The following is a 25,089-nucleotide window of genomic DNA, read 5'->3' on the forward strand; positions in this document are numbered from 1 at the left end:
GATGATATTAACTGAATTTGAATGGCAAACATTACTGCTAAGCTTAAAAATAGCTGGAGCAGCGATAATCTTTAGCCTACCTTTAGGGATCTTAACTGCTTGGATTTTAGCAAGATGTCAATTCATAGGTAAATCATTGTTTGATAGTATTGTTCATCTTCCATTAGTTTTACCGCCTGTTGTTTTAGGCTATCTACTACTTTTAACGATGGGACGTCATGGTATTATTGGCGAATGGTTAAATAACTATTTCCATCTCAGTTTCAGTTTTAATTGGCAAGGTGCTGCCTTAGCCTCTGCTGTGGTGGCATTCCCTCTTATGGTCAGATCGATTCGATTAGCGATTGAATCAATTGATTCAAGATTAGAAAAAGTCGCAAGAACCCTCGGTGCTAAACCATTCCGTGTTTTTATGACCATTACATTACCATTAGCATTTCCAGGCATTTTAATGGGAACCGTACTTGGTTTCGCGCGTTGTTTAGGTGAATTTGGAGCAACAATTACCTTCGTTTCAAATATTCAAGGTGAAACCCGTACTATTCCTTTAGCTATGTATACTTTATTACAGATCCCTGATGGCGAATCCGGTGCATTACGGCTTTGCATTGTTTCGATACTATTATCATTAATTGCTTTATTTTTATCAGAAATGCTTAATCGTTGGCATAAAAAGAAGTTAACAGGATAGTTCATCATGTTAAATATAAATGTGAGCAAAAAATTCGCCTCGTTTGTTTTCCAGTTTAAACATGAAATTCCCTGTCATGGCGTGACGGCAATTTTAGGTGTCTCCGGTTCAGGAAAATCAACTCTGATTAACCTTATTAATGGTTTGATTAAACCAGATATCGGTTATATTAAACTAAATCAAACTACTTTGGTTGATACTGAAAAAGGAATTTTTACTCCACCAGAAAAAAGACAAATTGGTACTGTTTTTCAAGATGCATTGCTTTTTCCCCATTATAAAGTAATAAAAAACTTAACTTATGGTGCAAAATCATTGAATACAGAAAAATTTGACGAAATAGTTTCGGTGCTCAATATTGATTCACTTCTCAATCGTTATCCAGCAATGTTATCGGGTGGTGAGAAACAACGTGTTGCCATTGGTCGAGCGCTATTAGCAGAACCAAAATTATTACTAATGGATGAACCACTCTCAGCTTTAGATATGCCCCGTAAAAAAGAGCTATTAAGCTATATTGATAAACTAGTAAATGATCTCAATATCCCTATTGTTTATGTAACGCACAATATCAATGAAGTTAAACGCATTGCACAACAAGTAGCAGTTTTAGAGCAAGGGAAATTACAAATCTATGGTGATACTGAACAAATTCTACAAAGTGATTATTTGAAAGAGTGGTTATAAAGTTCTAAAGTGGTGCTATTTTTTTCTTGTTTTATATACGAAATGCCATCATGCCAAGCTCCTAACACAATTCTAGTCGCAGGCTCGCCATTAATATAAAGATGATGTGTAGCAGGTTTATGAGTATGTCCATGGACCATAATACTAGCGTTATTGGCAATCATCATATCAATGACAGCTTTTGGATTTACATCCATAATAGTTTCAGATTTGATTTGATTATGTTGGCTGCTCTCTTTACGTAATTTAGTGGCAATTTTTAAACGTATTTTTAATGGTAGTAATAGAAATAATTTTTGTAGCCATTTTTTATGCATGATTTTGCGGAATTTTTGATATTGAGGATCATCAATACAAAGCAAATCACCATGCAAAAATACAATATTTTTATTTTGATTCAACAAACAATTAATATCGCCTAGCAAAGTCATTTCACAGCGTTTAGCGTAATGCTTACCAATTAAAAAATCACGGTTGCCATGTACAAAGAATTTTTTAATATGGCGTAAGGAGAGTTCTTTTAAGGCATCAGCAATTTGATTATGTAATATTGACTGTACATCATCACCTACCCAATAATCGAACAAATCACCAAGTATATAAAGCTCACATTGATTAGGTAATTGTTTAAGAAAAGATAAAAAACCTGCTGTTATATCAAAATGATCTACAGCAGGCTGATTGTCTGCAAGATGAATATCTGCAATAAAAAAGCGAACCGGATTATTCAACCGCTACACTCTTAATTATGACATCTTCTACAGGAACATCAGAATGCATGCCACTACGACCAGTTTTAACCGCTTTAATCTTATCAACTACATCCATACCATTGACAACTTCAGCGAAAACACAATAACCATAGCCATTGATATCCGATGAGCGATAATTTAAATAATCATTATCAACGACATTGATAAAAAATTGTGCTGTCGCAGAATGAGGATCACTGGTACGCGCCATGGCTAATGTACCACGATTATTTTTTAAACCATTATCAGCTTCGTTCTTAATCGGTGCTTTAGTTTTTTTCTGTTTCATACCTGGTTCAAAACCACCACCTTGAATCATAAAATTATTAATGACACGATGGAAAATGGTGTTGTTATAAAAACCTTCTTGGCAATATTCAACAAAATTTTTAACTGTCTCTGGAGCTTTATCTTCAAAAGTATTAATCTTAATATCGCCTAATGAAGTATGAAATATAATCATAAAATGTTCCTTAATTTCATTCTATTACGTAAAAATTGTTAAAAGGTGAGCAATATCTTTTAATATGCTTACTCACTAAATCTTTCACATGCATCTAATGTATTACTCATTAACATTGCTACCGTCATCGGCCCAACACCACCAGGTACCGGTGTAATCCAGCCGGCTCGTTGGCTAGCAACATCAAATTCCACATCACCAACTAATTTCCCATCAGGCAAACGGTTAATACCAACATCAATCACTATAGCACCCGGTTTTATCCATTCACCTTTGACATAATTAGGTATACCGACACCAGCCACAACAATATCTGCATTACTGACATGCTTTGCTACATCCACTGTTCGACTATGGGTGATTGTGGTTGTGCATCCTAAAAGTAATAGCTCTAATGCCATAGGACGACCAACAATACTCGACGCCCCAACAACTGTTGCATTTAACCCCGATAAATTAATACCGGTTGATTCCAACATTTTAACGACACCATATGGTGTACATGGTCGTAGTATTGGATCACGTTGTAATAAATGACCAATATTATAAGGATGAAAACCATCGACATCCTTACGAGGATCGATACGCTCTAGCACTTTAGTTTTATCAATATTATCCGGTAAAGGCAATTGAACTAAGATACCGTGAATATCGGAGCGTTGGTTCAATTCATCAATTAATGCTAATAATTCATCAGTGGTTGACGCTTGAAAATCATAAGCAAAAGAAGCAAAACCAACATCATCACAAGCTTTTTGTTTATTTTTTACATAAATCTTCGAGGCCGGATCCGAACCAACTTGTATAACAGCCAAACCGGGAACAGATAAACCTTGTTCAGTACGTTTTTTTACTTTTTGAGCAATTTCATTGCGTATTTGCAATGCTAACGCTTTGCCATCAATTATATTCGCTGTCATAAGCTGATTACTTCTTTTACCTGATGATTGTAGATAAGATATTTTCGCAAAAGTTTTGATTATTGTCTATTTACTTGTCGGCCGATTGATTAAGTTCTGTTAAAATCTGTTGATATTGTTGATCCACATCCGTAATAACCGAGCAAATATGAGCATCAAAGGCTTTAAGTTTTGGTTTTTGAGCCTTCCATTCATTTTTCGAAATATCTTTAATCGCAGCTATGTTTTTAAACAAATTAAAATCTAAAATACTACCACCAATAACATTATAAAAAATACGTTCACCAATATCATGCCCATCTTTTTTCAATTTATTAAAATTTTGATAATAAAATTTTGTGCTGCCATTCTCGCTAATAAGAGAGCCATGTAATAGTTTCACTAATCTTTTATATAATTTATTTAACTCGCTATGCAGTTCACGATCATCACTCAACTTTTTGGTGATTGCCTGATCAAAAGCGACTTTCACTTCAGACAATAAGCTTAATGATTGCTGCTCTAGTTGAGGTAATTGTGAGCGTAAACCTTTCTCAAACTGATCAAGCTTTTTTCGCAATGATGGATTTGGTGATATTATTTTTTTATTTAATATCACCTGGCCATCATTCTTAATAGATAAATCATTTGATTTATTATATATATGGATACTGTCTTTATTTATCACAATATCGTAACTTGGTTTTACAGGGCACTCTTTTTGTGCTGCAAACGTGGTTATCGATAAAGTTAATGACAAAATAAATATCATTTTTTTTAACATACTGACATCCATTTAATGGTTAAAATTAAAATTATAGCGAGTAATATCAAATTAGCACTATTTTTGAGGCTTAAAAAACCCCTTTCCTCAATATTTTTTTGTCATAACAGAAAAAATACTCGATAAAGTATCTAAATGATTAAAACGTATACCTTGCTAACTTTGCAAGCGTAATGTCAATAGGTATAATCTATTATATCAACTAGATTTAACTACTTTTTTTTATTTAAAACTGAAGTATAGTTAATCGAACAATTAAATTTAACTATTAGAGGTGAACTATGTATGCTGTAATTTTCGGACGTCAAGGATGTCCATATTGTGTACGAGCTAAAGAATTAGCAAAAAAATTATCACAAGAACGAGATGACTTTTCATATCGTTATGTTGATATCAATGCTGAAGGTATTACCAAAGAAGATCTTTCAAAAAGTGTTGGTAAACCGGTCGAAACCGTACCCCAAATTTTTATCGATGAAAAACCAATTGGTGGTTGCACTGACTTTGAAGCCTATGCCAAAGCTAATTTGGGATTATTTCAAGAATAAGCAGTAAACCTAATTTCACAGCAGATAACGCATTTCGATCGCTTATCTGCTGTCATCGACCTGGTAATTTTTGCCATGTAACTTCATTGCGCAAATATGTTGGCTCAACATCTTCAACTTTAACCACTTCCTTTCTTAACCATTTTTGCTGGGCGATAACCACCAAATCTTGTGCTTCTGGTAACCATACTTCACTTTGCTTAATCTCTGCAAACATATCAGGATAAGTTTGCCAACCGGTGCCAGCCGAATAATCATCATTATCAATATTTTGGATTTTAGTTACCACATCCTCAGGTTTAATCACACATTCAGGAATGATCGCTTGCCATTGTTGATCTTGATAATGGTATTGTCCTAAATAGACTTCTCCCATTCTAGCATCTATTGCTGGAATAACCTTAGTTGCACATTTAGTTCTATAAGCACCTTGTGCTAAAGTTTGCAATGTCGATACAGCTATCATTGGAACATCAATACCAAGCGCTAAACCTTGAGCCACTCCAATCCCTATTCGCACTCCTGTAAAGCTACCAGGGCCTTGAGCAAAAGCAATTGCATCTAGTTGTGAAAGGCTACACCCAGCTTGATGCAAAATTTTATCCACCATGGGTAAGATTTTTTTGGTGTGATCTCGCTCTGAAATAATGAAATCATGAGTGATTTCATTTTGATAAAATAATGCGACTGAACAAGCTTCTGTTGAAGTATCAATGGCTAAAATAGTACTCATTTGCTTTCCAAATTATCGGTTATCGATTCACTGTTAGATAATAAAAAATTGATGACCTTATTTATATCTCGCGTTCTTGGCGAAGGTGGTAAACTATTAATAAATGTTGCGCCATATGGTCGCATGACTAATCGATTATCACAAATAATAATTGCGCCACGATCATTGTGATGGCGAATTAATCGCCCTACTCCTTGTTTTAAGGTAATAACAGCTTCGGGTAATTGAACCTCATTAAATGCATCACCACCTTGCATTTGGCAATCTTCCATTCGAGCTTTAATTAAAGGATCATCAGGTGAAGTAAAAGGTAATTTATCTATAATAACACAAGAAAGTGTGTCGCCTCTAACATCGATTCCTTCCCAAAAACTGCTAGTTGCAATTAATAGAGCGTTACCACTATGAATAAATTGCTCCAATAATTTTACTTTACTGGTATCACCTTGAACTAACACAGGTAATTTAGTCAATTCTCGAAATTGTGTCGCTAAAGCATTCATCATGGCATATGAAGTACAGAGGAAAAAGCAGCGTCCTTTGTTAGCTTCAATAATAGGTAATAGAATATTAACTAATTTTTCAGCATTACCTTGCTCATTTGGTGATGGTATATAACGTGGCACACACAATATTGTCTGGTTGTTATAGTCGAAAGGGCTTTCTAAAATCAATGAGTCAGAATTAGTTAACCCTAAACGTTTGGTGAAATAATCTAATTGATTATCAACTGATAAGGTTGCTGATGTAAAGATCCAACTTCCTTTGCGCTCGATTAATAACTCTGCAAATTTATCAGCTACCGACAATGGTGTTAATGCGAACAGAAAAGAACTATATGAACTCTCATACCAATAACTAAAACCAGATACATGTGTTTCTGTTAGACCCTTCAATAATAATCGATACTGGTTAACACGATCAAAACAATTATCTAACGTGGTAGAGCGCCCTATCGCTAATAAAAGTACTTCTTTGCAAAAATCAAGAGCATCAAATAAATAAGATAATTCTTGTTTAATGTTAGCTTGATTAAATAGATAACGCAGGTTGCCTTTATTATTTTGCTGATTTATTAATAATCGTAAGTCTTGGGTACATTTTTGCAGTTTATCAGCACATTGCTGTAACTGAGACATATCTTTGACTTCGGTTCGATAAGCTAAATTTATCTCTTTGGCTAAATCAAACAATTGTCGGCTGGTTAACTGTTCCCCAAAATAGTGGCATGCCAGGTCTGGCAGTTGATGAGCTTCATCGAATATCATTACATCAGCTTTAGGAATCAGTTCGCCAAACCCAGTATCTTTTACCACTACATCAGCTAAAAACAGATGATGATTGACCACAACAATATCAGCATTTAACGCTCGCTTACGAGCTTTAACCACATAACAATCATTATAGTGCTCGCATTCACTGCCTAAACAATTATCGTTAGTGCTAGTTAAAATTGGCCAAATTGGATTATCTTCGGTTACCGTTGTACATTTACTAATATCACCGTCTTTAGTTTTAATAGACCAATTTTTGACGCGGACAAGATCTGTATGTAAATTCTTATCTAAATCGCCTGCTGCCGCATATTGGTGATACATACGCTCTAAACAAAGATAATTGGCTCGACCTTTAAGAAGTGAAATTTTACCGGTATAGTTCAAAGCTTTTTTGATAATCGGCAAATCTTTACTATACAACTGTTCTTGTAGATTTTTCGAGCCAGTTGAAATGATGACTTTCTTCTCACTTCGTAATGCTGGAACTAAATAAGCAAAGGTTTTACCTGTACCGGTTCCCGCTTCAACCACCAGTGATTGTTGTGCTTGTATTGCTTTAGTGACTTTGTTTGCCATCTGTTTTTGTGGCGTTCTTGCAACAAAGCCATCAATAGCTGTCGCAAGTAAACCATTTTCTGCAAAATCATCAATCACTTAAAATACACCTAATCAAAAGATAAGCCCTATTTATATACTTTAGAAAATTTGTTAAAGAAATAATTAACGTTAGTAAAATATAACGCCCTCATAAAATCGGTATGAAAAAATAGTCATTAAATTGGATAATTAACCATTTTTATAATAAAAAAGCACTATAATTATTAATGATAAAAAATAGAAATTATTTAACAAATATCGCAGCTATTCTTACAATTATGTAAATAATTATTTACATTTGTTTATGAATTAAATTTTTACCTATTTATTATAAATATAATTTCATAGTAATACTATTTTATACAAGATAATATCCTTTGACTAAATTCTTCATTATCAACTTTACTTAAAAAAGATTTGTAAAATACAATTTGTTTGGCATTTGGATTATTAGGAGACCATAGCTGATCGTAACAATATGGTAATTCAACCAATAAATTATTCTTTTTTAAATAGGATTTATCAACTAAATTATTACATGCATTACGATAGTATTCCTTCCACTTTTTCCGCATAGTTAAATTAATATCATCTGTTTTTTCAAATAATATTGATTCTGAATAAATTGTTAAACATGGTAAACCAAATGCTGAAGTTATGTGAACAATGGAAGTATCAACCGTTACAACATATGACGCTTCTTTTATTAGAGCAATAACATCTAAAATAGAGTTTGATTGGAATTTTAATCCTAAATTAGGATCAATATTTTTAAGTTTATTTTGTTCACCAATAAAAACAATTGTATGATCTGGCTTTATTTTTTTTAATATTTCAACGAGATATTCCATTTGCCATTGAGATAATTCTCGCTTTTTTGCTCCACCAAAAGGATTAATAATTACAAATTTAGCTATATTATATTTTGTTATAAATTTATTAATATACTTTTTATTATCTTCAGCAATATATAAATCATAGCTTTTATCATAGTTTTGAATATTTATATAATCGTATATTTTATTCAATTGATTGGTAATATGTGAATCATTGTTATAATAAGGAATTGAAATATTATATGATTTCACATTACTTTTATTAAACCCCATTAAATGGGTCGAATTAGTAAATGCACAAAAAATAATTTTTTTCATCTCAAAAGAATAGAAGGGTCTTGTGTCAATTACAAGATCAAAATGAAACTTCCTTATTTTCTTTATTGACTCAAATAAATCTTTATATGAATAATCATTATAACTAAACGTTCCTTTAACATAAGGATTGTTCTTAAGGATTTCTAAACTTGATTGCTGAGATGAAACATAGACATCGTAGCCGGCTAGAGCAAGATTTTTAATCAACGATGTAGTTACAACCATATCACCAATTTTGTCATTACGTGCAATTAAAATTGATTTTATATTTTCAGGACTAAACTTTTCTTTCCTTTTAGGAAAGGAAAACATCACAATTCGATTTAATAAATTTGAAATGTATAATTTAATTTTTTTTCGAATAAATTTTATTTCCCACATAATACGACTCATACTGAAGATTTCCTATAAAACTTAACTATTGTTATTATTTTTTAACATTTTTTAGTAATAAATATTGTGTGAAAAATTTTATTCCTTTAAAAATTTTTCCTTTTTTAAAATAATTTTTTGCATATATACGATAATCATTAACTCTCATTTTAGGCAAATAACTTTGTAAAGGAGTATCATGCCACGGCGTAAAATGTTTATAAAATAAATATAAGTTCTGTGCGAGTCCAACATGTTCTTTATACCAAGGTTTTCTAGCGCCTGTAAAATGTATAATAAATGGTAAAAACTCACTATCATAAAAAAAATTTTGTTTTTCTTCCTCATTCATCCAAGTAAAAAGATAATTCCATTTACTATCAATGTAGAGAACTTTATTATTTAAAACTATGTTTAAAGCATCTTGATCAGGATAGATAAGTTGAGTATTATCAGAGTTTAATAAAACCTGATTGACTTTACTTTCAATATCATAACCACACCAATTTTTAGTATTAATATATAGAAATCCTGAGTTAAAATAGTTTGTTGAATTTAACTTCAAACGATTAATGTTTTTTTTCAGGTTATTATTATTTAAAGAGTCTGAAACAACCGCACAAACAACTGAATCAATATTAATGCTATTGATCGACGAAATATCTTTATAACATAATACATCTGCATCCAAATAAATGAATCGATCAACTTCATGTCTCAATAAACGTGGAACAAGAAGTCGAATATACATTGATCGATTAATATGCTTTAATTTATGCTCAGTCTGATATTGTTCTAATTGCTCTTTTTCAATAAAATAAGTTTTAATTGGAATATTTAATTTTTTAAATTTTTCTATATCATTAACAGGTACATCATACAAAAACACATGAAATTGAATATCATTATTCAAATTATTTAATTGAATTGACTTAATAGATATCGCTACAAATTCAAGATAATTTTTATCTGTACAAAAGGCAATATTTATCGTGTTATCTTTCATTCTAAAAAATCCTTATTATAACCTTTACAATATTATTTTTAATCAATGACTTAAATTTTATTATTTTCTGATATCACGCCTAACATATCGATAATATATACTGCCCCAAAGCCATACAATTAAATTATTTCGTTTTATGATATTGAATTTTTTTCTATCACTTTTATGTAAGAATTTATCATTAAGACTCATTAAATCATCATTAAGATTATAGTCCTTGTTTAAATAATCACGAATTTCTTTATATTTAAAATCTTTTAAATATTCAGTTAAAAGTCTTATCTTTAATTTAACTAATATAAAATAAACTAGTTGGATAATATCTTTTTTATCTTCTTTATTATAATTCTCTCTTAAATAAGACTGAATTCGTGACCATGTTTTAATATCATTTTCATATAATTCAGCATTATAAATAGAGTTAGTAACTGATTGATTTCTATAAAAATAATTAAACAACTGTTCTTTAACTGTATAAGCTTCAGTTTGACTTATTGCTTTGATAGTAAAAAAAATATCTTCACAAATTTTAAGATCATCATCAAAATAAATACTATTCTGGAGCAAAAAAGAACGCTTAAATAGCATCCCTGAGAAATGGAAGCTTTTCTCAATAAAACTTTTAAGGATATTCCCTTCTTCAAAAGGTAAGATCTCTTCAACAATATTATTTTTTTTAATACGATTAAAGCTACAATAAACTACATTAGAATTTGTTTGTTGCTGACGATTTAACATTTTCTCTAAAAAAGTCGTTGCATAAGTATCATCACTATCTAAAAAACAAATAAACTCCCCTGTTGCATAATTAATGCCTTTATTACGCGTCATTGACACACCAGAATTATCTTGATGAAAAGCTATTGCTTTCTTATTATACTTACAATAATTATCAATAAATTTTCCTGTCCCATCTGTAGATCCATCGTCAATAAGTACAATTTGGTAATTTTGATAGGTTTGTGCTTCTACTGAATTCAACGTTTCTTCAATAACATCTATTGTATTGTATGCAGGAATAATAACAGATATAAGTGGGGAATTGTTCATATTAAACCTTAATCATAATTAGCTACACAATATTACTAATAAATTACGCTTTAAAAAACTTATGTTTTAGATATAACACATAATAAAAGAAAGAACGAAAATATTTATGCTGTCGTGATAAATATTTTGAATAACGTCGTGTTGTAGATGGGGAATGATTGTTAGCTAATAGCAGTTTTGTATTTTTCCATGGTGAATTATCTATATATTTTTTATAGATTGGAGTTAAATACAATTTAAACCAAGGTTTACTCCCCGAAGTATAATGTATAATAGTCGCTCCCATTGCGGCTTTTTGTTGATCTTCAAAACCTTGAACTGTTAATAATGTTAAACTATTAAATTTTTTAGGAAGATAATAAACTTTATCTTTTAATAAAATATTTAATACATCTTGATCTGGAAATTTATACTCTATTCCTTCATTTAATAAATTAAGTGCCTGTTCAGTTATATTAGCCTGATTCCAGTTTTCAAGATTATATAGCAACACTCCTGAATTAAAATAACTACCATATTCTAATTGAAATTTTTTACACTGAGAAACTTGAGTGTTTTCAACATCTGCTACGGCCGCAATAATTTTATCATTAATATCTGCATTAAAAATTTCATCTAGCGAGGATAAACATATTGTGTCACTATCAAGATAAAGTAACTTGTTTACATTTTGGGATATAATTAAAGGTGCAATAATACGTAAGCAAGCCGAAATAGGAAAAGATTTCGTATTATTAGAATGAATTCTAAATTTATTATTAATTGAATATTGAGTAATTGAAACAAGATTTGATGAAAGTTCTGCGATTTTAGATTGATTTTCAATACTTACATTTTGCATAAACAAATGAAAATGTAATCCTCTATGAGGATTATTACGAATAATAGAATACATGTTAACACCAGCGGGAAAAGCATAATCATCATCAAAACAAAGCAAAACATGTAATGGGTTATCAACTTCTTTATTATTGAAAGTGATAACTTTTTTGTCTTCAACACACCCATATATATCTATCATTACCAATTCCATCTTATTGAACAATCTAATGTTTTATTTTAAATGAAAATACTCAATTAGCTAAAAATAATTTTTAAATTTGATATATGCAAATTAAAATTGATTCTTTATATAAGTTTTATACATGTAATCCTCATTATTACTGAATTTTTGAACTGCTAAAAAATTTTTCATTATTGCATCTTTTCTGGAGATATAATCATCTTCGCTACACTGTTTGATAATATTTTCTATATTATCAATTTCATTTTCACTAATTCTTATAATACCGTCCTCATCAAAAAACTCACCTATTTTACTTGCTCCAATATAAATAGGGATAGTTTGAGTAGCAAAACAGTTAGTTAATTTTTCAGTAAAACAATAAGGCGATATTTCATTCTCAAAAACAATTGAATAACGGTAATCACGTAAAGTTTCATACGGATCAACAAATTGGCCACCATCAAATGTACCGAAAGTATCTACATTAGGATTATGTTTTAATTTATTTGCCGTTAAAATTCTTTTTAAATGTAGATCACATAATTTTTTATTCGATGATAACATAGATATGTTTTTACTTTTTTCATAAAATAAATCTTGTTGGAATATTTCATCTAGGCTGGGTAACAGAACAAAATCACTGGCAAAAAGTTTTATATCAGCACAAAAAGGCACAAATCGAGCATTTGGTATATCATTTAGTATTTTTTCATCATAAGTGAATATTAAATCAAAATCTTTTTCTAAACCTTGATATTTTGAAAAAATTTCATAACTATCTGGTTTGATACCTTTTGTCTCAACTAAAGCACCAAAACGGCTACTTGGAGACCCCATAGTTTCCAACATTCTTCCATGAGTATAAAGGTGTAGAGGCAGTTCAAAATTATATTTATCCCAATATATTAAATTACTTGTTTGAGCAGAAGCATTGGGCTTATAGTTATCCCTTAAAAAAATAACTCTTAATCTCTCGCCTTTTTTATTATAAATTTCAGGTTCAACTGGGCATAATTGAACATTATGTTTATAAATTGGAATATAAATATCTTTATAAACTTTGGCGTTTTTTCTCGTCAAAATATAAGGAGGATTGCTGCCATATTTTTTCTTTAGAAAATATTTCTTTTTTTTGTCTTTTACAAATAAACTAACACAATCAATAACAATCCTGCTGATACTCATTGTACACCTTATATTCCTTAATTTACTCAATAGCTAAATTATTATATTGAATAAACTATAATTGATTTGCTTGATATAATTTTGTATAAATTCCATTTTTTTGGAGCAATTCTTTATGGGTCCCACTTTCAACAATTTCTCCAGAATCAATAACTAATATATTATCGGCATTTTCGATAGTTGATAATCTATGTGCAATAACAATAGATGTTCTTCCTTTCTGTAAATCATTCAGAGCCTTTTGTATTGCATGTTCTGATTCAGTGTCTAATGCTGATGTAGCTTCATCCAAAACTAAAATTGGATTATCTCTTAAAAGTGCACGTGCAATTGCAATTCTTTGCCTTTGCCCTCCTGATAATAATATTCCACTTTCACCTACCTTAGTATCAAACCCATGTTCACATTGCATAATAAAATCATATGCATAGGCTTTTTTAGCAGCTTCTTCAATTTGTTCTTGAGAATATTCGCCAATTCGACCATAAGCTATGTTATTAGCTATTGTGTCATTAAATAGATGAACATTTTGGGAAACTAAACCAATTTGGTTACGTAAACAATATAGTGTAAAATTACGAATATCATTATCATCAATTAAAATTTCTCCTTTTGATACATCATAAAATCGAGTTATTAGGCTAGCTATTGTTGATTTACCTGATCCTGAACGCCCGACTAATGCAACCATTTTTCCAGCAGGTACAGAGAAGCTAATATCCTTTAGAGCTAAATCTTGTCTGGTTTCATAACCGAAAGAAACATTCTTAAATGAGATATTCCCTTGCACACGATCTACATTAATAATGCCCTTATCAACCTCACGTGGTTGTTCAAAAATTAAAAATAATGTTTGACATGCTGCCATCCCTTTTTGGAAGTTTGCATTAACACTGGTTAAATTTTTAATAGGTTGCATTAAAGCAACTAACGATGAAAAAACAACCGTAAATTCGCCTGGTGTAATATTTAAATTTGGATCACTTGCTGTTAGTAGTACAAAAGCAATAGCTAATGAAATAACAGATTGAATGATTGGTGTAGATAGTGCCGAAACTGAAACTAATCTCATACCATCTCTACGAAATTTATTATTTACCTTTTCAAAATTTTTAGATTCTTCTTCTTGAGCGCCAAATACAATAATCTCTCTATGTCCTTTCAACATTTGTTCTACTGACATAGTGACATTACCCATTGAGTTTTGCATACTTTTTGCTAACTTTCTAAATTTGACGGAAATAAAAGTAATCAACGCGATTACAATAGGAGTAACTATGATTAAAGATAATGATAGTTGCCAGCTATTGTAAAACATAGTATAAAATAACCCACAAATAAACGCTGATTCGCGAATAATGGTAATTAAAGCATCAGAAGAAGATGCAGCAACTTGATCCGTATCGTAGGTAATTTGCGATAATAATCTTCCTGTTGATGACCTATCAAAAAAGCTAACAGGGGCATCAACATAATGGGCAAAGAGTCGCTGACGAATACGCATTATGATTTTACCGGAAATAAATGCTAATAAGACTGAATAGCCATAATTAGCCATCCCTCTAATCAACACTAATCCAAATATATATAAAGGCGCCATATATAGAAACTCTTGGTCATTCATAGAAAAACCCAAATCTAGTAAAGGACGCAATAAACCAATCAATGAAGTATCAGCGAATGCACTAACAATTAACAACATTATTGATATGAACAACACAAACTTATGCTGTGTAATATATGGCCATAGCTTTAAAAAAGTTCGCCAAGTTGATATATCTTGATCAAGGTTTTTATGTTTATTACTCATATTGTTATTTATTTAATAAATTAATTATTTTATGAATTAAATTGCATTTTATGCATTAATGCATAAATACCATCTAGTCTAATAAGTGTCTGATGATTTCCATCTTCAATAATTCTTCCATTATCAATCACTAAAATACGATCTGCTTTTTCAATTGTGGACAATCGGTGGGCAATAATGATTGAAGTTCGGTTCTTCTGTAATAATTCTATAGCTTCTTGTACAAGTCGTTCAGATTCATTATCTAGTGCAGATGTCGCTTCATCCAAAATTAAAATTGGATTATTGCGTAATAATACTCTAGCAATTGCGATACGCTGACGTTGCCCGCCTGACAATAAAATACCATTATCGCCAATTTCGGTATCTATGCCTTTTTCTAACTTATCAATAAACTCCATAGCATTAGCTAATTTAGCAGCATTAATAATCTCTTCCTTGCTATGCAACCCTCTCTCACCATAAACAATGTTATCGGCAATAGTTCCATTAAATAAATGCACTCGTTGAGAAACATATCCTATTTGGTTACGTAACGATTTTAATGTGTAATCTTTAATATTAATATCATCAATAAGGATTTGACCTTTTTCTAAATCGTAGAATCTAGGAATTAAACTTGCAATAGTTGACTTACCAGCTCCCGATCTACCTACTAAAGCAATAGTTTGTCCAGCCTCAATTCTAAAATTAATATCATTAAGTATAGGATTATTGCCTGATGGATATTGATAGGTTACATCTTTAAATTCAATATTTCCTTTAACATTTTTAGCTACGATTTTACCGCTATCATCTTCAAGTGGAGTGCCTAAAAGTCCAAATAAAGATTCACATGCAACAGCACCTTTTTGTAATTCGACGTGTAAACTGGTTAATTCTCTTAAAGGTCGCATTACTGCAATCATAGCAGAAAAAACGACAGTAAAAGAACCTGGCGTAATATCTAAACTTTGACTTGCAACTAAAAATAATATAAATCCTAAACCTAAAGTTGCAATCATTTGCACAATCGGTGTTGATAATCGTGATATTAATTCTATTTTTAACATATCACATCTAAATATATTGGTAATTTTGTTAAAATTAGTTTTCTCAAATTCTTTAGCATTAAAAACCAAAACATCTTTGTGCCCTTTCAGCATCTCATCAGCAGCAGTGGTAATTTCACCCATCCCTTTTTGCATGGACATCAATTTTTTCCTAAATTTCTTAGCAATAAATTGCGCAACCCAAATAATAAATGGTACCAATATAATTAACACTAATGCTAATTTCCAATTACCATAAAACATAACAACACATAACCCAATGGCATAAGTTATTTCACGAACCAATATAATCAAGGCATCAGATGAAGCTTTAGATAACATTTGTGTGTTATAAGTTATGATAGATACAAGATCACCAACAGTTTGTTTATCATGAAAACTTACTGGGCATTTTACAAGATGATCAAATATCATTTGTCTAAATTTAGTTATAACTTTTCCTGATAACCAAGAGAGACAATATGTAGAAGCGTAATTTGATAATCCTCTTAATGCAATTAACCCAATGATCGATATAGCGATGATAATTAATAAAGAATAATTTTTATCCATTAAACCATTATCAAGTAAAGGTTTAGTCAAAGATATTAAAGCCGAATCAGTAACCGCATTTAATAAAAGCCCTAGTACTGCAATAAATAAAGCTTTTTTAAACGGTTTAACGAATGGCCACAGTTGTACAAGTGTATTCAGAGAATTATATTTCTTAGACATAATAAAAAGTGAATTTCTAATTTAATATTTATTATACTATAAATGAGGGACGTCTCGTTAGTTTAATTATTTTATAACAACCGCCTTTTACTTATAAAGTGAATAATCTTAATAAATTGGAATGCAAAATAAAATTTTAATCTAGTTTAAAGAATGAGTTATCTAAATAATTAGATGTATAATATTCTATCTTTGTTCATAATAAAAAGATACAATATTAACATTTTTTACAATTAATTAGATCAAGTATGAACATTACCGCGATAGTCATCTTATATAACTCATTAATAAAAAATTCTGAAACTATACAATCATTATTAAACACTGAAAAAACAGATACTAATTTAAATCTAATCATTTGGAATAATGGTCCTCAACAGCTTGATATTAATGAATGTGAAGAATTTAAATCTAAATTTAACAAACTTGGTGTTCAGCTTTCAATATATGAAGACACAAACAATATAGCATTGAGTAAAATCTATAATTTTTTTATTAACAAGGAAAATTACGATTTTTTTTCAATCCTAGATCAAGATTCAGTTTTAGCTTCTGACTTCTTTAAAAATATATTATTAAACAATAATTTTGATATTATTGTTCCTTCTATCTATTCTGCTGGATGGCGAACAAAAGAAAATTCACTTTGCTTTCCTACTTATTCGCAAACTGAAAAATTATTAGATAAAAATATCTTTAAGATGGGTGAAATAGAATCTATTTCTTCTGGATTAACATTATCACATAAGTTAATAGATTATCTAAAGAGTACGAGAACGCATATATTTAATGAGTATTACGCTTTATATGCTATAGATACATGTTTTTTTATTGATTTGAAATCATTAAGCAAAACAACGTTTAAAGGGTTATGTATTGGGAAAATCAATCATTCTTTAAATTTTAATTTACAAGATAGAACCAAAATTAGTCCATCAAGAAAACTTGAAATGGAATATTCAAAAGTATTGAATAAATTATTTTATGATAATAAAAATAGTATAAATGTATTTTTATATTTACTAAGAAGGTTCGTCAGAAAAGAATACTCTTTAACTATTTTTTTAAATCTATTTAAATGTTTAGTAACTCGAAAACATCCTAGATCTCGTATACCTATGAAAACAAAACAGTTATTATAAATTTATTCGAGGGATCACATGTCTCAACGCCTTGTTCCAATCTGATCCCGAAATACCAGTTAATAAATTTATTTTCTGCATATCTAGAACAGAATATAAAGGTCTACATGCCTTTGTAGGATAATCTTTGGTTAAAATTGGTGAAACATTAACCGGTGATTTTTTAATTGTTGAATTTAATTGTTGTTCAATATCAAAAATACGTTTAGCAAATTCATACCAACTGACAGACTGATCTCCACAATAATGATAAATACCACCGGGAATATTCTTTTCAAGTATATCAAAAATTGTTAATGCTATATCGCCAGCATAGGTTGGATTACCTATTTGATCATTAATTACAGACAGTTCAGTTCTTGTTTTAGATAATTTTAACATCGTTTTGACGAAGTTATTACCATATTCGCTAAAAACCCAAGATGTCCTAATAATAATTGAAGATGGATCATTATTTAAAACAGTAATTTCTCCATGGCGTTTTGTTTTGCCATAAACATTAATAGGATTAGTTACGTCATTTTCATTATAAGGAATATTTTGATTGCCATCAAAAACATAATCTGTAGAAATATGAATGAGTTTTATATTATACTTTTTTGCTACAATTGCTAAATTTTGTGGTCCAATAACATTAATTTGATTAGCTAACGTTGGCTCGTCTTCAGCTCTATCAACTGCTGTATAAGCAGCAGAATTTATAATCACATCAGGTTTATATTTATTAATAATAGCTTCAATAGCTAAAATGTCAGTTATATCAAGTTGTTGTCTATCAGTATTAATTAATTCATAATTCAAGGGACATATAGCTTTTATACAATTACCTAATTGACCATTAGCACCTGTTAACAAAACTTTCATATGCCTATACTAACTCCATTAATGTTTTACCCTGTTTATCTTTAGTTGATAATATTGGATTTGTAATTGGCCAATCAATATTCACTGTAGGATCATTCCACAATAAACTTTCTTCTGACTTGGGATCATAGTAATTTGTACACTTATATTCAAAATCTGCAATATCAGATAAAACTACAAATCCATGAGCAAGTCCAGGAGGGATCCAGAGTTGTGTTTTATTTTCCTCTGACAAAATAATACTTACCCATTTACCAAAAGTTTTTGAATCCTTGCGAATATCAACAACTACATCATATACTTGCCCTCTTACTACTCTTACTAATTTTCCTTGAGGATTTTGTTTTTGAAAATGTAGACCTCTTAGAACACCTTTCTGAGAACGTGAATGATTATCTTGTACAAAATTAAAATTTATATCTAACATTTGTTGATAACGTTTCTGTTCAAAAGTTTCAAGAAAAAAACCTCTTTCATCACCAAATACTTTGGGTTTAACAATTTTTACATCCGGAATTTCTGTTTCAGTTACTTGCATTCATTTACCTACTACTGTTCTAATAATCTAGCTAAATATTGACCATACATTGTTTTACCTAAGTGTACAGTTTCTTCTTTAACTTGTTCTATACTTAACCAACCATTACGATATGCAATCTCTTCAAGACAAGCCACTTTTAAGCCTTGTCGTTTTTCAATAACTTGAACAAAAGATGATGCTTCTAATAAACTGTCATGAGTTCCTGTATCAAGCCATGCGAACCCTCTTCCGAGGATCTCAACATTTAATAATCCTGCTTCTAAATACATTTGATTAAGCGTAGTTATTTCCAATTCACCTCTATTTGACGGTTTGACCTGTTTTGCCATCTCAACAACATTTTCATCATAAAAGTAAAGTCCAGTAACTGCCCAATTGGATTTTGGTTTTATTGGTTTTTCTTCAATTGATAATGCTTTAAAATTTTTATCAAAATCAACAACACCAAAACGTTCCGGATCAATCACTTGATAACCAAAAATTGTTGCACCTGTCTTTTGAGATACAACTTTTTCTAATTTTTTACCGAAACTCTCACCAAAAAATAAGTTATCCCCCAAAATTAAGCTACATTTTTGACCATTAATAAATTCTTCACCTATCAAAAATGCTTGTGCTAAGCCTTCAGGTCTAGGTTGTTCAGCAAAACTAAGTTTGATACCAAATCGCGAGCCATCACCTAATAATCGCTTAAACATAGGTAAATCATCAGGGGTAGAAATGATTAAAATGTCACGTATACCAGCTAACATGAATACTGATAAAGGGTAATAAATCATTGGTTTATCATATATAGGGAGTAACTGTTTTGATATACCTCGAGTAATTGGATATAAACGAGTTCCCGATCCACCTGCAAGTACTATTCCTTTCATAATTTAACCTATTATTTTAATATACCTTGTCTAAATCTAGCATATGAACCATCTTTAATATGATCACACCAAGCTTGATTGTTTAAATACCATTCAACTGTTTTTCGCATACCACTCTCGAAAGTTTCTTGTGGTTTCCAACCTAAATCACAATGTATTTTAGAAGCATCTATAGCATATCGTTGATCATGACCTGGTCTATCTGTTACATTTATAATAAGCTCTTTATAAGATTTAACATTAGTAGGTTTATTTGGTACTAATTCTTCAAGTAGTTCACAAATTATATTAACAACATCGATATTTTTTCGTTCATTATGTCCACCGATATTATATGTTTCACCAATTTTCGCCTGAGTTGCAACGAGATAAAGCGCTTTAGCATGATCTTCAACATACAACCAATCTCTAATTTGTTGTCCATTGCCATAAACGGGTAAAGGCTTACCTTCTAAAGCATTTAAAATCATTAACGGAATTAACTTTTCTGGAAAATGATAAGGTCCATAATTATTAGAACAATTAGTAATCACCGTTGGTAATCCAAAAGTTCTATACCAAGCTCGAACAAGGTGATCACTTGATGCTTTTGATGCAGAATAAGGACTACTTGGTGAATAAGGAGTTTTTTCTGTAAATAAATCTGTTGTTCCATGCAAATCACCATAAACTTCATCTGTCGAAATATGATGAAAACGAAAATTTGCCTTTCTGGTAGAATCTATATTTTTCCAGTATGCTAAAGACTCTTCTAAAAGAGAAAAAGTACCTATTACATTAGTTTCTATAAATGTGGATGGATTATCAATAGAACGATCAACATGACTTTCAGCAGCCAAATGCATGATAATATCAGGTTGAAAATCTGTTATTGCTCTCCTTAGGGAATTTCTATCACAAATATCAATTTGCTTAAAATAAAATCGATTACTTTTAGATACTTCATCTAAAGACTCTAAATTTCCAGCATAAGTTAATTTATCGATAACTAATACTTCATCTTCCGTTTTTTCTATAATATATCTAACAACAGCAGAGCCAATAAATCCAGCACCACCAGTTACAATCAATTTCATTTATCTTCCCTCTTAAAAAACTATTATAAAATGATAATAACAAAGTAAATAAATAGCAATATTATATATAGATAATCCTTACATTTTTAATATAAATCTTAATATAGTAATTTGAGCTAAGAATTTATATTAACAATTATGTAGTGCATATGGTAAAATGATATTTAACTTTTTTAATTTTTAATTTTTAATTATGAGAATAAATCTCTTAACAGTTTTATATAATTCTTCTCTATCTGATTCGATCACATTAAAATCACTTCTAGATACAAAATTAGACAATATAGAGTTGAATTTGATTATTTGGAATAATGGACCTACGTTACTTGAAGAAAAAGATATTAATGATTATTTAATTAAAAGCAAAGACAAAGGTATAGTAACATCCATTTATCAAGATATACGTAATTTATCATTAAGCAAAATATATAATAATTTTATTTATAAGACTAATTACGATTTTTTTGTTATTTTTGACCAAGATTCTAAAATCGATCCATCTTTTTTTGAAAATATTCATGGTAATTCGCAATATGCTTTGATTTGCCCAGCTATTTATCCACAAAAAAATAAAGGTATTCATCAATTTCCTTCAGATTATGAGCAAAAAGAGATAATAACTCCATTAGGTGAATTTACATTAGGTGATATCCGCACTATAAATTCGGGAACTGCTATTTCAAAAAATTTGGTTAATACATTAATTTCGATTAATAATTATGTTTTTGATGAAAAATTTGCTTTTTACCATACTGACCATAGATTTTTTGATTTAATTCATGACACTCCTCAATCGGCTAATTTAAAAGGAATATGTATTGGTCAAATGCAGCATGACATGACCTGTGAGCTTTCATTAGGAGAACTTAGTGAAAGAGCAAGGCTTGAAATAGCATACGCTAAAATGTTATTAAGAATGTTTCGAAAACAAAATCCAAAAAAACAAATTAGACGCAACTTATTTTATGCATATAAAATGAAGAAAAAAGATAATTTGAATTTTATAAGTTTTTTAAAACTTATAAAGTGTGTTATAACAAAACAGCATCCTAGATCTGGGATGAGTATTGAAAAAAATATTAGGCCAACAAATACTAATTTTTAAAAATAACCAAAAAATAATTAATTGATTAAAAATATTATTTATTTTATTTTTTAATCTTCATTGTATTATTAAATACTTCAATAAGATATAATTTGTTAAACTATATCATATAACAACTTGAGGATTGGATAAAAATCAATCCTATTCTTCTATAAAAAATAAACAAAAAAAATTGTTAAAAATTTAATTTATAACTCTATTAATTTTTTCAATATCACCACTAAAAGAATGTTTTTTAATCATTTGATAGAAATTTTTTTCTGATGATAAATTCACATCCCAAAATATGTAATACCCACATTTTAATATTATTTTTTCTATATTTATGAAATTCAATTTTGTTATTTATTATACTTACTTTCTTTATAATCTTTCCAAATAAAAAGCAATATAAAGCATCTTTATGAACTAATTTAAAATCAGTTTTTGAGAGTAAATCATTTTCATATTGTATTGTTAAATCATATAACAATTGCATCTTTTGACCTTGTTTACTAGTATTTGTATGGTGCCATCTATAGGAAAATAAAACTTTATCTAAATATTTAATTTTAGCATACTTGGCTATTTGAAGGTTCATAAACCAATCATCTAAAGGTGCTTTTTCATTATTTATACCTGTTTTTTCATATATTTCTTTTCTAACTAGATAACCATTAGGAATATGGTTACCTTTGTATAAATATAAATATCGCCCAAAATTATTGCCTAATTCTTTAATCTTCAAAAAATCACCATATGTTTTGTGGGTAGCGGCACTCTCTTCATAAATCAAATTTCTTGATTTATCCCAATAACAAATTATTCCATTTTTATCAATGATTTCATTGTCACCAACAACTAGTGAATAATCATCGTGTTTCTCTAAAAATGAGACTTCTTCATATATAGCTGTAGGCTTAGCTAAATCATCTGAAGCAATATAGTATATATATTTTCCTTGAGATAAATTTATTAGATTATTAGCTGTTGTACCAATTCCTTGGTTTTTTTGCTTTTTAAATATAATATTAATAAAACGTTCTTTACAAACATTTTCCATTTCAAGGATTTTTTCGAAAGTTAAATCTATTGAACCATCATCGATAATGATTAGTTCTATTTTTTCATACGTTTGTGCGATAATAGAGTTAATAGTCTCTTGTATATAGTTTTCATGGTTATATGCAGAAATAACAACAGAAACTAACGGTAATTTACTTATATTCATTTATCACTTCTACAACTTTAATCATTTCATCACTTGTTATTACTGGACTAATAGGTAAAGATAAAACCTCTTTATGTATTTTTTCACTAATAGGATAGCTAAGATTTCCCCATTCTTTATATGCTTCCTGTTTATGAACAGGAATAGGATAATGAATAAGAGTTTGTATTCCATTAGCTTGCAGATAACTTTGTAATTTATCTCTATTTTCAGTTCTTATAACAAAGAGATGCCATACATGCATATTTTCTTTTGGTGATTTCGGTAATACAATTAATGGATTATTTATATTTTTTATATAGTAATTGGCTATTTTACGTCGCTTATTATTATCTTCATCTAAATGAGGTAATTTTACATTTACTACAGCAGCTTGTAATTCATCTAATCTAGAATTTACCCCTTTGTAAATATTGACGTATTTTTTATCAGAACCATAATTTGCAATTGCTTTGATTTTTAAATATAACTCTTCATCATTTGTAGTTATAGCGCCACCATCACCTAAACAACCTAAATTTTTTCCAGGATAAAAGGAAAAACCACTAGCATCACCTAAATTACCAACTCTACGGCCTTTATACATTGCACCATGAGCTTGTGCTGAATCTTCTATTATTTTTAAATTGTACTTTTCAGCTAATCGCCATATAGTTTCCATTTCTACTGCTTGACCATACAAATGGACAACCATAATAGCTTTGGTCTTTGGTGTTATTGCTTTTTCGATAAGATTGGGATTGATATTATAGGTATTGATATCTGGTTCAACTAGAATGGGCTTGCAGCCATTTTCTGAGATAGCAAGTATAGAAGCTATATAAGTATTAGCTGGAACTATGATTTCATCTCCAGGACCAAACCCGTATGCTTTAATAATTAAATTTAAGGCATCAAGTCCGTTAGCAACACCTAAAGCATATTTAGTACCACAATATTTAGCAAAGGCATTACAAAAAGAAGTGTTTTCGTCACCAAGTAAATACCAGCCTTTATCCATGACTTTGTTAAAATAACAATCAATTTCAGAGCGATACTGTTCATTTATTTTATATAAATCGAGAAATTTGATCATTTATTTGTCCTCACTTCTTTTATAAATTCCTCATAATCATTAATATAATCTTCAGGATTATAGCGTTCACTAGCCAAAACCATCACGACGCAATCCTTCGAAAAGTTTGTGAATTCACGCCAAACTTTATTTTTAATATATAACCCTTTTTTAGGGGTATCTAAGTGAATTATTTCTCTACTGACTCCATCATCTAAAATAAAATCACAACTTCCAGATACACATATTATAATCTGTTCTAAATCTTTATGAGCGTGTTTTCCTCTAACGACTCCTTTAAGGGTTCCCCAAATATAATACACTCTTTTGATGTCAAAAGGGCAACCACTAAATTGCTCTAAAGCAACCAAATTCCCTCGTTCATCGCCTTTAACGTTAAAATCAATAATTGTATGCATTGTTCACACTTTTATATTTCATA

General features: G+C 29.8%; 25 protein-coding genes. 5 read left to right on the plus strand and 20 right to left on the minus strand.

The genetic code is table 11. The features are described from left to right. Position 1: 1 nt before the first annotated feature. On the plus strand, positions 2 to 691 hold the full coding sequence (modB, locus tag H3U96_RS02915) for a molybdate ABC transporter permease subunit (protein ID WP_065613372.1): 690 nt from the start codon (positions 2 to 4) through the stop codon (positions 689 to 691). 6 nt (positions 692 to 697) lie between these two features. Then, the gene (gene modC / locus H3U96_RS02920; RefSeq protein ID WP_086360407.1) at positions 698 to 1,378 is read left to right on the plus strand and encodes a molybdenum ABC transporter ATP-binding protein; all 681 of its coding nucleotides are present in this window, start codon (positions 698 to 700) and stop codon (positions 1,376 to 1,378) included. On the opposite strand, the gene H3U96_RS02925 is transcribed toward modC, so the two are convergent. From H3U96_RS02925 to H3U96_RS02940, 4 genes are all read right to left on the minus strand, one after another. Further along, complete coding sequence (locus H3U96_RS02925; RefSeq protein ID WP_086360406.1) at positions 1,357 to 2,109, minus strand: UDP-2,3-diacylglucosamine diphosphatase; 753 nt, start codon at positions 2,107 to 2,109, stop codon at positions 1,357 to 1,359. The genes modC and H3U96_RS02925 overlap by 22 nt on opposite strands. Next, on the minus strand, positions 2,102 to 2,593 hold the full coding sequence (gene ppiB / locus H3U96_RS02930; protein WP_086360405.1) for a peptidylprolyl isomerase B: 492 nt from the start codon (positions 2,591 to 2,593) through the stop codon (positions 2,102 to 2,104). The genes H3U96_RS02925 and ppiB overlap by 8 nt, the downstream gene beginning before the upstream one ends. Before the next feature lie 68 nt (positions 2,594 to 2,661). Further along, positions 2,662 to 3,513: a bifunctional methylenetetrahydrofolate dehydrogenase/methenyltetrahydrofolate cyclohydrolase FolD gene (gene folD, locus H3U96_RS02935; RefSeq protein WP_086360404.1), complete on the minus strand. Its 852-nt coding sequence runs from the start codon at positions 3,511 to 3,513 to the stop codon at positions 2,662 to 2,664. A 70-nt stretch (positions 3,514 to 3,583) separates the two neighbouring features. Further along, a complete protein-coding gene (locus H3U96_RS02940; protein ID WP_198195520.1) occupies positions 3,584 to 4,276 on the minus strand; it encodes a DUF2884 family protein in 693 nt (230 codons plus the stop codon). Positions 4,277 to 4,557: 281 nt separating this feature from the next. Between H3U96_RS02940 and H3U96_RS02945 the strand changes: the two genes are divergently transcribed. After that, positions 4,558 to 4,824, plus strand: a complete 267-nt coding sequence (locus tag H3U96_RS02945; protein ID WP_086361296.1) for a GrxA family glutaredoxin — start codon at positions 4,558 to 4,560, stop codon at positions 4,822 to 4,824. A 52-nt stretch (positions 4,825 to 4,876) separates the two neighbouring features. On the opposite strand, the gene tsaB is transcribed toward H3U96_RS02945, so the two are convergent. The 9 genes from tsaB to msbA (H3U96_RS02990) form a co-directional block, all read right to left on the minus strand. Next, on the minus strand, positions 4,877 to 5,557 hold the full coding sequence (gene tsaB, locus H3U96_RS02950) for a tRNA (adenosine(37)-N6)-threonylcarbamoyltransferase complex dimerization subunit type 1 TsaB (RefSeq protein ID WP_086361295.1): 681 nt from the start codon (positions 5,555 to 5,557) through the stop codon (positions 4,877 to 4,879). Further along, positions 5,554 to 7,488, minus strand: a complete 1,935-nt coding sequence (locus H3U96_RS11385) for an ATP-dependent DNA helicase (protein ID WP_086361294.1) — start codon at positions 7,486 to 7,488, stop codon at positions 5,554 to 5,556. The genes tsaB and H3U96_RS11385 overlap by 4 nt, the downstream gene beginning before the upstream one ends. Before the next feature lie 296 nt (positions 7,489 to 7,784). Beyond that, positions 7,785 to 8,978, minus strand: coding sequence for a glycosyltransferase family 9 protein (locus H3U96_RS02960; RefSeq protein ID WP_086361300.1), 1,194 nt, complete (start codon positions 8,976 to 8,978; stop codon positions 7,785 to 7,787). Between the two features lie 34 nt (positions 8,979 to 9,012). After that, positions 9,013 to 9,963, minus strand: coding sequence for a glycosyltransferase family 8 protein (locus H3U96_RS02965; protein ID WP_198195522.1), 951 nt, complete (start codon positions 9,961 to 9,963; stop codon positions 9,013 to 9,015). Positions 9,964 to 10,023: 60 nt separating this feature from the next. Then, entirely contained in the window at positions 10,024 to 11,013 is a 990-nt protein-coding gene (locus H3U96_RS02970; protein WP_198195524.1) for a glycosyltransferase family 2 protein, read from the minus strand. A 43-nt stretch (positions 11,014 to 11,056) separates the two neighbouring features. Beyond that, positions 11,057 to 12,034, minus strand: coding sequence for a glycosyltransferase family 8 protein (locus H3U96_RS02975; RefSeq protein WP_198195526.1), 978 nt, complete (start codon positions 12,032 to 12,034; stop codon positions 11,057 to 11,059). A gap of 93 nt (positions 12,035 to 12,127) precedes the next feature. Then, the gene (locus tag H3U96_RS02980; RefSeq protein WP_086357364.1) at positions 12,128 to 13,204 is read right to left on the minus strand and encodes a glycosyltransferase family 10 domain-containing protein; all 1,077 of its coding nucleotides are present in this window, start codon (positions 13,202 to 13,204) and stop codon (positions 12,128 to 12,130) included. Between the two features lie 55 nt (positions 13,205 to 13,259). Further along, a complete protein-coding gene (gene msbA, locus H3U96_RS02985; RefSeq protein ID WP_086361233.1) occupies positions 13,260 to 15,014 on the minus strand; it encodes a lipid A export permease/ATP-binding protein MsbA in 1,755 nt (584 codons plus the stop codon). Between the two features lie 29 nt (positions 15,015 to 15,043). Continuing rightward, on the minus strand, positions 15,044 to 16,780 hold the full coding sequence (msbA, locus tag H3U96_RS02990; RefSeq protein ID WP_198191764.1) for a lipid A export permease/ATP-binding protein MsbA: 1,737 nt from the start codon (positions 16,778 to 16,780) through the stop codon (positions 15,044 to 15,046). A 248-nt stretch (positions 16,781 to 17,028) separates the two neighbouring features. On the opposite strand from msbA (H3U96_RS02990), the gene H3U96_RS02995 reads away from it, so the two are divergent. Continuing rightward, a complete protein-coding gene (locus tag H3U96_RS02995; protein WP_086361231.1) occupies positions 17,029 to 17,922 on the plus strand; it encodes a glycosyltransferase in 894 nt (297 codons plus the stop codon). Here the strand turns inward: H3U96_RS02995 and rfbD are convergent. From rfbD to rfbB, 4 genes are read right to left on the minus strand one after another with little or no spacing between them, the layout of a single operon-like run. Further along, positions 17,917 to 18,786 carry a dTDP-4-dehydrorhamnose reductase gene (gene rfbD / locus H3U96_RS03000; protein WP_086361230.1) on the minus strand — a complete coding sequence of 290 codons (870 nt, stop codon included), beginning with the start codon at positions 18,784 to 18,786 and terminating at the stop codon, positions 17,917 to 17,919. The genes H3U96_RS02995 and rfbD overlap by 6 nt on opposite strands. 4 nt (positions 18,787 to 18,790) lie before the next feature. Further along, on the minus strand, positions 18,791 to 19,324 hold the full coding sequence (gene rfbC, locus H3U96_RS03005) for a dTDP-4-dehydrorhamnose 3,5-epimerase (RefSeq protein WP_086361229.1): 534 nt from the start codon (positions 19,322 to 19,324) through the stop codon (positions 18,791 to 18,793). Between the two features lie 11 nt (positions 19,325 to 19,335). Continuing rightward, positions 19,336 to 20,202: a glucose-1-phosphate thymidylyltransferase RfbA gene (gene rfbA / locus H3U96_RS03010; protein WP_198195528.1), complete on the minus strand. Its 867-nt coding sequence runs from the start codon at positions 20,200 to 20,202 to the stop codon at positions 19,336 to 19,338. Positions 20,203 to 20,213: 11 nt separating this feature from the next. Next, positions 20,214 to 21,278, minus strand: a complete 1,065-nt coding sequence (gene rfbB / locus H3U96_RS03015) for a dTDP-glucose 4,6-dehydratase (RefSeq protein ID WP_086362430.1) — start codon at positions 21,276 to 21,278, stop codon at positions 20,214 to 20,216. 295 nt (positions 21,279 to 21,573) lie between these two features. Between rfbB and H3U96_RS03020 the strand changes: the two genes are divergently transcribed. After that, positions 21,574 to 22,383: a hypothetical protein gene (locus H3U96_RS03020; RefSeq protein ID WP_086361314.1), complete on the plus strand. Its 810-nt coding sequence runs from the start codon at positions 21,574 to 21,576 to the stop codon at positions 22,381 to 22,383. A 235-nt stretch (positions 22,384 to 22,618) separates the two neighbouring features. Here the strand turns inward: H3U96_RS03020 and H3U96_RS03025 are convergent, their stop codons facing one another. Genes H3U96_RS03025 through H3U96_RS03035 form a run of 3 tightly spaced genes read right to left on the minus strand, consistent with a single transcriptional unit; the run spans position 22,619 to position 25,066 of the window. Further along, positions 22,619 to 23,593: a glycosyltransferase family A protein gene (locus H3U96_RS03025; RefSeq protein ID WP_198195530.1), complete on the minus strand. Its 975-nt coding sequence runs from the start codon at positions 23,591 to 23,593 to the stop codon at positions 22,619 to 22,621. Next, positions 23,580 to 24,668, minus strand: a complete 1,089-nt coding sequence (locus tag H3U96_RS03030) for a DegT/DnrJ/EryC1/StrS aminotransferase family protein (RefSeq protein ID WP_086360877.1) — start codon at positions 24,666 to 24,668, stop codon at positions 23,580 to 23,582. Before H3U96_RS03030 ends, H3U96_RS03025 begins: the two co-directional genes overlap by 14 nt. Next, positions 24,665 to 25,066, minus strand: coding sequence for an FdtA/QdtA family cupin domain-containing protein (locus tag H3U96_RS03035; protein WP_086360878.1), 402 nt, complete (start codon positions 25,064 to 25,066; stop codon positions 24,665 to 24,667). Before H3U96_RS03035 ends, H3U96_RS03030 begins: the two co-directional genes overlap by 4 nt. Between the last annotated feature and the right edge of the window lie 23 nt (positions 25,067 to 25,089).

This window comes from Gilliamella sp. M0364 (assembly GCF_016100565.1).
In the GTDB taxonomy this organism is placed as follows: Bacteria; Pseudomonadota; Gammaproteobacteria; order Enterobacterales; family Orbaceae; genus Gilliamella; species Gilliamella apis.